The following is a 13,027-nucleotide window of genomic DNA, read 5'->3' as shown; positions in this document are numbered from 1 at the left end:
TGGTAAAACCGATCGAAGAAGAAAATAAAGAAGAAACAACAGAAGAAATCGAAGAGTCATTAAAACCGGAAGAACCAAAGGTAACAGAAGAACCGAATGTTCTAGAGAAACCAGAGGTAAAAGAGAAGCCGGAGATTTTGGTAAAACCGAACGAAGAAGAAAATAAAGAAGAAACAACAGAAGAAATCGAAGAGTCATTAAAACCGGAAGAGCCAAAGGTAACAGAAGAACCGAATGTGTTAGAGAAGCCAGAGGTAAAAGAGAAGCCGGAGATTTTGGTAAAACCGAACGAAGAAGAAAATAAAGAAGAAACAACAGAAGAAATCGAAGAGTCATTAAAACCGGAAGAACCAAAGGTAACAGAAGAACCGAATGTGTTCGAGAAACCAGAGGTAAAAGAGAAGCCGGAGATTTTGGTAACACCAGAGGAAGAAGAAAATAAAGAAGAAACAACAAAAGAGTTAACAGAAGAAAAGCCGGAAGAGCCGAAGGTAACAGAAGAACCGAATGTGTTAGAAAAACCAGAGGTAAAAGAGAAACCGGAAGTATCAAACAAACAAGAGGTACAAGATAAAGTAGAAGTACAAAACAAACAAGAAGTACAAAGCAAACAAGATGTACAAAATAAATCTGAAGTACCATCTAGTAAAGAAAATAATAAGCAATCAAAATTACTTCCTCAAACAGGAGGAGCATCAACAGAATCTACTTCTCTTATTGCAGGTATGTTCGCATTAATTTTTGGAGCGATGCTGTTTAGACGTAAAAAAAATTAATGAGCGTGAGAGTTAGTTCGGAAACAAGATGTATGTGAAAAAGCGGAGACAATGGGTCTCCGCTTTTTTTTATCCCGCATTAACGGGCAGTAAAACTCCCACCTCGAAATTCGGTGAATGCGAGGGAGTTAGGTGGGAGATAACTGCCCGTAAAAGCCCGATTGGTGAGGGCTGATAATCAGTGGGGGATGGACAAAACTCCCACTGATTAAAGTTTCACTTTATTATTTGTGTAATCAGCTAAGCTGGATAATACTTATGGATGAACGATTTTAATAACATGCTGCTCGTTTTAATTTAGATTTTTTATAAACACATGCTTTATTTTTTTGCGAAATCGGGTGATTAGCGTAATGATAATAATACCGAAGATAATTTTCCAAATGTGTTGTTCAAGTACGAGGAATATATCTTCTAAATTTTCCCCTAACCAATACCCACCGATTAAGAAGAAGGATACCCAAAATAGGGCGCCTGAATAAATTGTCATCGCAAAGCGGCGAAACGGTAAGTTGATAATTCCTGCAAAGTATCCTGTGAAGTGGCGAACGCCTGGAATGAAAAAGGCGATAAAGATTAGAAAATAGCCGTATTTATCAAACCACATTTTCGTTAAATTAATTTTCCGTTCTGTTAAAAATACATATTTCCCGTATTTCTGAATGAAAGGCATGCCAAGTTTATTTCCTAAAAAGTATTGGAATGTCATACCTACGCTTGTCCCAATAAAGGATAAAATAATTAAAATTGGTAAACTCAAATCACCTTGATGTGATAAAAATCCTGCATAGGCTAATGTTGGCTCTCCTGGAAACGGAAGAGCAATATATTCTAAAAGTAATCCAACAAGTACTACATAATACCCATATTGCTGAAATAATTCGTGAATCCATTCCATGTTGTGCGCTCCTTTTTACATTGAAGTTGTTACACATCTTCCTCTTTTTCGCGCTAATCGAACTGAAACAATAGTAGTAGAAGAGTTTGGCTGGAGGATTTAAGCTAGTATGATTTTTTGACAACCACTCGCGAGTGATATCATACTTAATATAGCTCTTTGCTAATTAGCAAAGAGCATCGAAGTGTAAATGTTACTATTAGTTAAAGTTATAGCGGTATAAAAATATGTTGAAATCTTCTTCTTTTGGTCCGAAATTAACTGCTTTTTCTTGTATACGTTGGAAGTTTTGTTTGTCATAAAATTCATAGTTACATTCGTTATCTGTATATAAATATAAAGATGTTACATCTTCTTTTGTCATGTATTGGAATAAATAATTTAATAAAGATTTCCCAACTCCAAGACCTCTAGATTCTTCGGATACGATGAATAATTGTATACAGCCTTGAAAATGATCTTCTTTTCCTTGAATTAGTTCTTTATATGTTTTTTGAACTTTTATAAATGCTTTTAAAAATCCTCTATTCTCTTTATTCGTCATGAATAGTTTCAGCGTGTTAAAGGAAAAGCTAACAGTATTATGGAATCTCTTTAAACGGTTTTTATCTTTTTCAGAATCGCCTAAAATGACACCGATAACTTTATTATCTTTTTCAGCTACCTTACTAAAGGAACTTCCTAAAATGCAACTGTGTAGGTAGAAGTTTAATATTGAATTTAAAAATTTTTTATCTGTAATGAATTTATTAAACCCAAATGCCTCACCAATTAAATGTTTTATAGGCTCATAGTCTTCCTTAACAAGACTTCTATATTTTACTGTGTTCATAATTGTATACTCCCTTTATTAATGTAAATGACTTATTATAAATAATAAGGTCTCCTCTAAGGGGAGAGTCAATGGTTGCATGCGAAAAAATAAAAAGGAAGAGATTCAGGTGAAAACATTATTTTCTATTGGAGAAGTTGCAAAAATAAAGGATATAACGATAAAGGCATTAAGGTACTATCATAAGATGGGAATTCTTATTCCAAAACATATTGATGAATCAACAGGATATAGATATTATTCTATAGATCAATTCATTCACATTGATATTATAAAAAGTTGTAGAGAGTTGAATACGAGTATAGTAGAACTTCAAGAGATTTTTAAGGAATGCAATACGGACAAGTTGCTGCAATTTTTACAAGTAAAGAGAGCGGAAGCGGAAGAGCATATAAAGAAAATGAAAGAGGTAATTGAAACGATTGATGGGTTAAATGAGAAAGTAGGGAGTTCACAGGAAATATTAAAAAGTGATGAAGTGTGTATTCAGTTCTTTGAACAGCGGAATGTGATTGTAGCGCCATGCAAAGAAGTGGGGAGTTTACAGGAGTTACTGTATTATTCTAATTTAGAGAAAATCATTCAAGATTATGAAGATAAGATGTCAATGGAGATGGGTATTCTATACAATGTCAATGAAAAGTGGGATGTAGAGCCAAAGTATGTTTTTAATAAAGTACAAGATCATGTACATATGGAAGAGATGCCAAATATAAAAGTATTACCGGGCGGGAAATATGTAACATTAGCGTATAGTAAAGAAAATGAAGAAGAACGTCGAAATAATATAATTAAATATACAAAAGAAAATAATATAGAAGTAGAGAGTTTTATTGAAGTAGAGTTAGTTAATGATTTTTTTAATACGGAGTCGTATAGTTGTCAAATTCAAATTTTTATAGGGGATAGTGAGAATAAGAAGTTTTGATTCCATAATTTTATGGATGGGACTGTCCCAAAATCCTAACTTTGAAATGGAGTTATGTTCTTATTGGGTAAAATTGCAACATAAATCTCATTATATCGACTTAACTGCAAAATACAACAATAATAGCCTACCTATTAATAAAAAGAGGGCCGTCCCAAAAAACTTTTGGGACGGCCTCATTAGTAGTAAGGAACGTATTATTTACGTGAGAAACCTTCTTCATCAAGGTATTCCGCAGCTTCTGGATAAGAGTTGAATGTACCGTCTAAGTTTACGCCAGCGTAAACGTTCCACATGTCATCCTCTGAGATAAGAGTTAGGATATGACCGTCTTCGTTACGCCACTCCTCTTCGGCAGCAGGTTCCATTGGTGCTACAATTTCCTCTTGCTCCTGTGATAGACGTTCAATTACTTTTTCAATTAATGAACGCAGTTCTTCTTCTGAAAACTCACGGATGTTAATCATACCTTTATCATCTGTTTTATAACCTTTAATGAAGTTTGCATATACAAATCCGTTTCCATTTGGGTGTAAATGATATACAACGTTCTTTTTATCTAAACGACTTTCTTCAAAGTGAAAGTTTACGCGTTTTAATGATACGTTCTTTCTTTCTAATTCCGGGAAAGATTCAATAATTGATAATTTTTCTTCAAAAGTTAGCATAGTGCCTCCAAGTATATAGTAAAAGATTTAATTTGTTCATTATAGCATAGTCAAGTTTGTTTCCAAAGGTAGATTCGTCATATTGCTGTTTTTTAGTTTGATTTGGGAAGGCTATTTATCAATGTAGACGTTTACTTCACGAGACTGTAAAGAGTTTTTTATAAATACGCTAACGAATGATTTGTTTTAGATGTACAATGGAACGTGGACTTTATACAAAGGTGGTTGTTTATATGTTTCAAAAAATAGCAAAGGAATGTTTAGCAGGGTTTACTGTTGCGATTGTTGCTTTGCCGCTAGCAATTGCATTTGGTATTGCCGCAACGGGAACGTCTGAGGGAGCATTGGTCGGATTGTATGGTGCGATTTTTGCAGGTTTGTTTGCGGCGTTATTTGGCGGTACACCGGGGCAAGTAACGGGTCCTACTGGGCCGATTACAGTTATTGCAACAGGCGTTATTGCAACTCACGGATTAGAAGCGAGTTTTATTGCATTTATGATGGCAGGGTTATTTCAAATCTTATTTGGTGTATGTAAGCTCGGCTCTTACGCTCGTTACATTCCGTATCCTGTTGTTTCAGGATTTATGAACGGAATTGCACTGATCATTATTTTAGGTGAAATGAAGCACGTACAAAATAGCTTTCTACTTGTGTTATTAACGATCATTGTAATGATTGTTTCTGGAAAATGGATTAAGTCCATTCCATCAAGTTTAGTAGCATTAGTAGGTGTTACAGTAACGTTGCCGTTATTTTCTTCTATGCTACAAGGAATTACGGTAAACTTACCAGTTGTAGGAACTCTTTCTTTAAATAAGATGATTGAAAAGATTGGTGCAATTCCAGAGGCGATGCCATCGCTTCACGTACCGAATTTAGACGCAAATGGCATGTTAGCGCTTGTATTACCAGCACTTAGTATTGCTTTACTAGGATCAATTGACTCATTATTAACGTCTGTCGTAATGGATAATGTGACGGGGACACGTCATAAAAGTAATAAAGAGTTAATCGGGCAAGGTATTGGTAATGTTGCGAGTGGTTTGTTCGGAGGATTAGCAGGAGCAGGTGCAACTGTTAGATCTATCGTCAATATAAGAAGCGGGGGGAAGACAGCACTTTCAGCTTGTATGCATAGCGTCATCTTATTCATTTTCATTATGGGACTCGGTTCAGTGGTACAATATATTCCGCTTGCTGTTTTATCAGGTATTTTAATTTTAACTGGCATCGGGATGTTTGATTGGGAAAGTATGAGGAAAGCACATGTAGCACCGAGAGGCGATGTGATTGTTATGTTCGTGACGATGTTTGTGACAGTGAAATTCGATTTAATGGTTGCTGTTGCGTTTGGCATTATTCTTTCCTTCATTATATACATGGTGAAATGTAAAGAACGTAAAGCTTCTATTATAAAAGAAAAAGAAGCGACGTATACGATTCAGGGACCACTTTCATTTCTATCAGTAGATCGTATTTTTGCTTCTTTACAAAATGTGAAGTCACCAGTTATTTTGCGTATGAAAGATGTACGTTATATGGATGTATCAGGAGCTATGGCATTATTAAACTTTGTTGAGCAATCGGATAAAGTAGGAGCGAGTGTGACACTTGAACATGTACATCCGCATGTTGAAAAGACGATAGTAATGATGGCGAATGATGAGCAAAAAGAGAAATTACACTTTTTGAAAGCTGAAGCAATATAATAATAATAACCTTCACATGAATTGTATTATAGAGTGTGAAGGTTATTATTATTTGTATATGTTTGTAACATCCTTCTTTTCTCTAAAAAAAGAAAGTATTCAACATATAAGAAATTTGTTATGATAATTTAATGAGAGAAAAGGCAGTCTCTATAGTTCATAACAATTTGTTTGAGAATATATGCTTGAACGCCCCGCTAGTTATTTTAGTAGGCTTTATCCGTATTTCCTACAGTGCAAAAAATTGTATACTGATTGGATCCATACGTCCCTGAATGGCTTGGTTTTCGCTAGGTCCAGAATTTTACGTTGAAGATTTTACATTGTATACCCGCTACAACCTCATATCTTCAGTTTTTAATGAGAAATTTGTACAAAAAAACATATGTTTTTCTATACAAAAAGCCGATTCATCTTCCTCAATTTGTGTTTTACACTTACACACAAATTGAGGAAGGAGTCTTCTTGGTTAAGAATGATAAAAGAAAAGAAAAGAAAAGAAAAGAAAAGAAAAGAAAAGAAAAGAAAAGAGAAGGAACATGAATAAGAAGTTTGTAAAAGGTGCAGCAATTTTAACAATTACAACTTTTTTGTCGAAATTGCTTGGGAGTTTCTTTCAAATTCCATTGCAAAATATTGCAGGAGATGAAGTGCTTGGTATTTTTCGTCTTGTTTTTCCTGTATATATGATTGCTCTTACATTATCAGTAGCTGGTGTTCCGCTAGCAATCTCGAAATTGATTGCGGAGTTGCATGAAAAAAATAATCAAAAAGGAATTGCGAAATTATTTAAATCGGCATCGATTATAGGAGTGGCATTTGGAGCTTTCGGATGTTTCGTGATTATATTATTTTCTACTGAAATTGCAAATATGCTTGGTGGACAAGAAACAAGGTTGCCGTTACTTGTTACTTCATTGGCGCTACTTGTTGCACCATATATGGCGGTTTATCGTGGTTATTTTCAAGGGTTCGGTGATATGAAACCGACGGGGATATCACAAGTAATTGAGCAATTTGTGCGAGTATTATTTATGTTAATAATCGCTTATATACTAGTATATTGGAATAAGAGTAGTGCGGTTATTACTAGTGGTGCAATGGTTGGATCTTTTCTCGGAGTAATTGGTTCACTTATATATTTGCGTATGAAGTATAATAAAAGTCCATACTATTATAAGGACAGCTCGTATTCGCTTCGAGATTTAAGAGAAGACGGGAAAAGGATACTACAGGTATCGATTCCAATTGCTATAGGGGCTTTATCAATGCCACTTTTAAACTTAGTAGACTCTCTTACAGTGCCACATGTGTTACAAGGATCACCGACAGAGATTCAAGTACAATTTGGAATATATAGCCGTGGCTTTGCATTCACGCAATTAATTGTTGTTTTCGCAAGTGCAATTGTATTTCCGTTAATACCGCTATTAACGTCTGCATTAGCAAAAAGAGATATAAATTTAGCGAAAATAACAGTTCAAAATACAAACAGACTAGCGCATGTTTTGACAGCACCATTAACAATATGGTTAATGGCATTAACAGTACCATTAAATGTGGGATTGTTCACAGATGCAAAAGGAAGCGGTATGTTAGCGGTTATGATTGGCAGTTCATATTTTACATCGGTTATGGTATTATCAATAGGGATTTTACAAGGGATTAACCGCTCTGCACAAGCTGCATGGATTGTTATTGGAGCAAGCTCTGTGAAAGTATTGTTAAACATCGTATTAGTGAGAAAGTTTGGCATCGTTGGGGCGGCTTATAGCACATTGATTATATATATGTTAATCTGTATCGTAAATCATCTGTGTATTCGAAAATCTCTTTCCTATCCTATTCATATAGGAAGATTTTTTGCTGTAATAGGAATAGCTTGTATTTTTGGATTAGGATTGTATGAACTATCTACTATTATAGAGGTTACATCGTCAAGAATAATTACGCTATTTTATAGTGGTGTAGCACTTACTATTACGACAATTTTGTATGGGGTATGTGCTTTGAAATTAAACTGGATATCAAAAAAACAAATACCATTTTTGAAAAAATAAATATATAACTACGAAATTATCGTATTGGCATTTGAGTGGGCTTATTAAGAGGATACATTTTAAAGTATTTCGTTTTTTAGGTAAGGAATTGGCGCCAATTTATGATGGGTGAAAAATTGGTTGCCAAATGTTGGAGGAGATTAAGAGTGCAGTTAGTTTTATCAGGATATTATGGTTTTCATAACATTGGAGACGAAGCTATTCTACAATCGATTATCAAATCGTTAAAAAAAGAAATTCCGAATATTCAACTCGTTGTGATGTCAAATGATCCTGACTATACAAGGGAAGTGTACGATGTAGAAGCTGTAGATCGCTGGGACATAAAGGCGGTTTATGACGTGATAAAAAAAAGTGACGGACTTATTAGCGGTGGAGGAAGCCTCCTTCAAGATCAAACGAGTATGAAGAGCATTTTATATTATACAGGTATTCTGGGATTTGCGCGGTTATTAAAAAAGCCCTATTATATTTATTCACAAGGAATAGGACCGATTAGGAAAAGACATAATCGTTTATTAGTAAAATGGCAGTTGTCGAAAGCGGCTTACATATCTGTGCGAGATGAGGATTCTTTTTTCTATTTAAAAGAACTTGGAGTGAAAAAGGATATTGAACTTGTTCCAGATCCAGTTTTAACATGGAAAAGAGAGAAACAATCAGATTGGTTACAAAAGCATTCGCTACATGGGAAAATAATTGCGGTTAGTGTACGTTATTGGGGTGCAAATGAAGATTATATAAAAAAGTTAGCTATTGCACTGAAAAAATTGAAGCAAGAAGGGTACCAAATTTTATTTGTCCCGATGCACAGTCCATTTGATCAAGATGCTTCGCGTGAAGTAGCGGATTTAATGGATGAAGAGACTTATATGCTTCCATATAAAATGGATATTGATGAGAAAATATCTATTTTATCAAAGTGTTCACTTTTAATAGGCATGCGCCTTCACGCTCTTATTTTTTCTGTCGTAGCGAAAACGCCAATGGTCGGAATTTCATACGATCCAAAAATTGATTCGTTCTCACGACAAGTGAAGCAACCAGTTATAGGAAGTGTAGATGGAGACTGGAGTGCCGAAGATTTATATAAGATTGCGAAAAAGCAAATGACGCAGCAAGACAATATACAGCAAGCTTTACAACGGACAATAGATGAGCTTCAGTTGCAAGGCGAACAGGCAACAAAGAAACTCGTTCATCATATAGAAAAAAACACTCTATTAAAAAAATAGAGTGTTTTTTGTATTGTTTTTCTGTACGTAGCAATTTATAAAAAATAATAGTGTTAATATTTGCAGTGATTTAAGTACAACAGAGCTATCCTACGTAGTTATTTCTATAGGAATAGAATTGAATATGAAATCATAAAGGATTCAATATAGGTTTGCGATATCTTAATATAATAAAAAACAAATAATATTTTATATTAATTTTTGTTTATTATTCCGATATAATTAGTATATAATCAGTTTTGGAATAATAAATTCGTAGATTACGAGGAGGACAACCGTGAAGACTTTTTCAAAAGGTATAACAGCAGTGGCATTAACGGGATCATTACTTTTAACTCCTATTTCAAGCTATGCGGCAAATGATGATATTACAGGACATATGTTTGAGACTAATATGCGTTCGCTCATTACTAAAGGAATTTTGATGGGGTATGGAGAGAATGTATATGCACCTGATAAACAAGTAACGAGGGCAGAGTTTGCTACATTAATAGCAAGGTCTTTAAATTTACCGAAAGCTGATTCGAACTTCAAAGATGTACCACCATCTTACGGTTTATATGACGGTGTAAGTAGAGCATTTGGAGCGAAAATTATTAATGGACGTACTAACGAGACGTTTTCGCCAAATGATGTGATTACACGTGAAGAAATGGCGATAATGGTAAAGCGAGCATTAGATTATAAAAATATTAAAATAGCTGTAAGTCCGCTTACCTTTACTGATAAAGATAGTATTAACTATAAAGAGCATGTACAAGTTATGGTGGCTACTCAAATTATTAAAGGATATCCAGAAGATAATACATTTAGACCACATTTATCAGCTACAAGAGGTATGGCTTCAGCAATGTTGGATCGAATGCTTCAGACGATTGAAAAAAATGGGAATAGTAATCTTGTAGAAACAAAGAAATATGTCGTGACAAATGTAAGAGAAAATGGGACAGAGCAAGAACTAGAGCGCTATAGTACATATAAAGAAGCAGTTACAGCTGCGCAAAATAAAGGTATTAATGCAGTGAAGTATGAAAATGAATTCTTATGGATTAAAGATGGATTTGCAAGTGCGAAGCGAGTAGAAGGACAAAATATAATTAATGTTTATGGTAACGATTTACAAACGGTTTATACGTATGTTCAGTATGGAACGGAATTTAAAGTGCTAGAAGTTGGGGAAGATCGTGTGAAAGTTCAACTCTCTGATTTAACAGGTTATGTGAAGAAAAATGAAATTACTTTAATTCCTGAAAATGAAATGAAAAAGTCCTCTTATTATGTAAAATCAGATGGATATTTATACCATAGATATTATACATATAATACAAGTTCACCTGGATATACAGAATTTAGATATGGTACGGCACCTTCTTTCATGAAGCAAGGACAGCAAATGTATAGTGTAGATGGAAAGACGTTTGGAAATGAAACTTTCTATCAATATTTCAATTATTTATCATTACGTTCTAAAACAGACTATACAGCTGAACAATTAGATAGTTACATAAAATCGGTTAAACCAGATTCTCCACTGATCGGTTTAGGAAAGAAATTTAAAGAAGTAGAAAGTAAGTATAATGTAAATGCATTATTCCTATATTCATTAGCAGTTCATGAGAGCTATTATGGAACAAGTGCTCTTGCAAAAGATAAAAATAACTTATTTGGTTTAAAAGCGACAGACGATAGTCCGTATGGTAACGGAGAATCTTTCAATTCAAAAGAAGATTGTATTGAACATGCCGCAAAAGTATACATGAGTGAAGGGTATTTAAATCCAGGACATTGGCGTTATACAGCAACATATACAGGTGATAAAGCTGGCGGTTTAAATATGAAATATGCATCTGATGCGAACTGGGGCAAAAAAGTAGCTGGGCACATGTACCGTTTTGATTCTTATTTAGGTAAAAAAGAATACAACAAGTATAAACTTGCTCGTGTGACGAATGATGTGGAAGTGAAAAAGGATCCGCATAGATCAAATGAAAGACTTTATCGCTTAACTACAAATAAAGTTGTAACAGTTACAGGCGAAGAAACGATAAATGGACAAGCATGGGTTAAAATTATTTCTGATAATCCTGCTGTAAATGAAGCGTATATCGCAAAAGAAAATTTAGAATACGTAAAACACTAATTAAATATAAAAGAGAAAAACTGATTATCTAGATGCATTTTAAAAAAAGGTGCTCAAAAAGCCAGCATAACTGACTTTTTTGAGCACCTTCTTTTTTATTATTCAATTTCAAAATCAACAATTAAGTAAGCGAGTATAACGACGAAGAAAATACTAACGGACGGCGCTGTTAATACGTGGCCGGACATAAAGCCGATTCCGAGTGATAGTACAACGGTGCTAGCTAATAGCATATATTTCACAGTTAATATTTTCTTGAAGTTTGTGATGATGCGAATGAATAATTTAATACCGAAGTATAGAAGTGGTATTAAGTAAATAAGGAAACCGACGATTCCGAATGCAAAGAATAGGTCGTGGAAGTCCATTTCGATTAATTTAATTTTAACCGTATAGTTACCAGCATAGCCCATTCCGAATAATTTTTGTGATAGTGGTGCGTCTTTATAGTATTGTTTGTATACTTTTAAAAACTTATCGCGATCACTGTAAATTAAACTTTTGACCTCAGAGTCTGTTAGCTCACCTTTTGCATGTTTTTTTGCTTCGCCGGGGTCTTCTTTAATTACTTTTCCTTCTTTTCTATCCTTTTCTTCTTGTACTGATTTTTTGTATTCGTATATTTGCATGTGGATGCCCATATTTTTCGCGATAGGAGTATGTGGTGTAAGTACAATTAAACCTCCTAGTACAATAGCGGCAACAACTGTATTTACGAGATATGTGAATCCTTTTCCTTCTTTTTTGCGATGAATCATATATTCAATGAATGAGAATAACAGTGCCACGCCAAGCGTTAGAACAATTGCACCATATCCTACTTTCGTTCCGACCATAATACTTGCATACATCGCAAGTATTGTTGGAATCCAGTAATAGATTTTCGAGAAAGAAGTTGTTTTATGAATCGAATAGAGCACTACGATTGGGAACATAATTGCAAAAATAGAACTTAAATCATTTCCAGCAAAGAACCAACCTCTTGAGCCAATCTTTGAGTAAGGGTAGCTTGGGAAATCTGTACCAGTTTGCATTGCAACAATCAGTGTGATGCTTAAAATTAAAGTTGTATATAAGAAATATGTAATGATTTTATGCAACGTATATTCTTTATTTTTCAACTCTTTAAAGACGATAATATATCCAAACAGTAGCACAATTGGATATATGCTCTTTAAAATAAATTTCACTTCTTCGCCAAATGAAACTGGAGATTTAATCATCATATTATTTGCAAGACCAATTGCTAGTACGATCCCGAGTAGGCATAAATAGAGAATGTACTTTTTCGCTCCAGGTTGTTCTCTATGAAGAAGTAGATAACCTAATGCAAGAAGCATAAAGGCGAAACGGACTACGATTCCAACTGTTGCGCTCATGTGTAATACATAGATTGAAAAAGACGTTAATAGATCTAAAATTGGTTGAAACACAATGAATAGCAATAGGAAATGCGGGAAGTAGTTATCCGTTTGTTTCAACTTATTAACCATATATTCCTCCATGTCTTCATTCCTTTAGTTCAATACCCAAGAGATGGGGATAAAAGCCTTATTTACATAATAAGGCGAATGAATTTCAATATTTGTTTTTTTGCATCAAACTTAAGAATACACCATTTCATTGTAATGGTAAATAGATGAAAAGCATTGATAAACCGACTTTAATTTCTATATTTTTTAACGAAATTGTATGTTTTATACGGAGATATATACAAATTACGAGAAAATTAGACAGAAAATTAAGAAAAAAGAAGGATTTTTAATATGCTTTCTATA

The 13,027-nt window shown here is 34.1% G+C and carries 10 protein-coding genes; 6 read left to right on the top strand and 4 right to left on the bottom strand.

Annotated elements, in window-relative coordinates; all coding sequences use genetic code 11:
* The coding region (locus NSQ47_RS27570; protein WP_341038889.1) for an LPXTG cell wall anchor domain-containing protein at window positions 1-776 on the top strand (776 nt) is incomplete at its 5' end.
* 292 nt (window positions 777-1,068) lie between these two features.
* On the opposite strand, the gene NSQ47_RS27565 is transcribed toward NSQ47_RS27570, so the two are convergent.
* Together NSQ47_RS27565 and NSQ47_RS27560 are read right to left on the bottom strand one after the other, a co-directional pair.
* Window positions 1,069-1,674 carry a DedA family protein gene (locus NSQ47_RS27565; RefSeq protein WP_002159117.1) on the bottom strand — a complete coding sequence of 202 codons (606 nt, stop codon included), beginning with the start codon at window positions 1,672-1,674 and terminating at the stop codon, window positions 1,069-1,071.
* 199 nt (window positions 1,675-1,873) lie between these two features.
* A complete protein-coding gene (locus NSQ47_RS27560; protein ID WP_131231735.1) occupies window positions 1,874-2,506 on the bottom strand; it encodes a GNAT family N-acetyltransferase in 633 nt (210 codons plus the stop codon).
* Between the two features lie 79 nt (window positions 2,507-2,585).
* On the opposite strand from NSQ47_RS27560, the gene NSQ47_RS27555 reads away from it, so the two are divergent.
* Entirely contained in the window at window positions 2,586-3,434 is an 849-nt protein-coding gene (locus tag NSQ47_RS27555; RefSeq protein ID WP_341038887.1) for a MerR family transcriptional regulator, read from the top strand.
* A 197-nt stretch (window positions 3,435-3,631) separates the two neighbouring features.
* On the opposite strand, the gene NSQ47_RS27550 is transcribed toward NSQ47_RS27555, so the two are convergent.
* On the bottom strand, window positions 3,632-4,102 hold the full coding sequence (locus NSQ47_RS27550; protein ID WP_016103847.1) for a hypothetical protein: 471 nt from the start codon (window positions 4,100-4,102) through the stop codon (window positions 3,632-3,634).
* Window positions 4,103-4,335: 233 nt separating this feature from the next.
* On the opposite strand from NSQ47_RS27550, the gene NSQ47_RS27545 reads away from it, so the two are divergent.
* The 4 genes from NSQ47_RS27545 to NSQ47_RS27530 all read left to right on the top strand — a co-directional run bounded on the left by NSQ47_RS27545 (window position 4,336) and on the right by NSQ47_RS27530 (window position 11,249).
* Window positions 4,336-5,814, top strand: a complete 1,479-nt coding sequence (locus tag NSQ47_RS27545) for a SulP family inorganic anion transporter (protein ID WP_341038885.1) — start codon at window positions 4,336-4,338, stop codon at window positions 5,812-5,814.
* Between the two features lie 539 nt (window positions 5,815-6,353).
* Window positions 6,354-7,874, top strand: coding sequence for a putative polysaccharide biosynthesis protein (locus NSQ47_RS27540; RefSeq protein ID WP_341038883.1), 1,521 nt, complete (start codon window positions 6,354-6,356; stop codon window positions 7,872-7,874).
* Window positions 7,875-8,020: 146 nt separating this feature from the next.
* The gene (gene csaB / locus NSQ47_RS27535; RefSeq protein ID WP_215598129.1) at window positions 8,021-9,109 is read left to right on the top strand and encodes a polysaccharide pyruvyl transferase CsaB; all 1,089 of its coding nucleotides are present in this window, start codon (window positions 8,021-8,023) and stop codon (window positions 9,107-9,109) included.
* Window positions 9,110-9,386: 277 nt separating this feature from the next.
* Window positions 9,387-11,249 carry an S-layer homology domain-containing protein gene (locus NSQ47_RS27530; RefSeq protein ID WP_341038879.1) on the top strand — a complete coding sequence of 621 codons (1,863 nt, stop codon included), beginning with the start codon at window positions 9,387-9,389 and terminating at the stop codon, window positions 11,247-11,249.
* 98 nt (window positions 11,250-11,347) lie between these two features.
* Here the strand turns inward: NSQ47_RS27530 and NSQ47_RS27525 are convergent, their stop codons facing one another.
* Window positions 11,348-12,742 carry an O-antigen ligase family protein gene (locus NSQ47_RS27525; RefSeq protein WP_341038877.1) on the bottom strand — a complete coding sequence of 465 codons (1,395 nt, stop codon included), beginning with the start codon at window positions 12,740-12,742 and terminating at the stop codon, window positions 11,348-11,350.
* Between the last annotated feature and the right edge of the window lie 285 nt (window positions 12,743-13,027).

Origin of the sequence: Bacillus sp. FSL R10-2780 (assembly GCF_038006125.1) — a bacterium.
GTDB lineage: Bacteria > Bacillota > Bacilli > Bacillales > Bacillaceae_G > Bacillus_A > Bacillus_A cereus_U.
The sequence above is the reverse complement of the archived record's forward strand: the minus strand, read 5'-3'. Positions and strand labels throughout refer to the sequence as shown.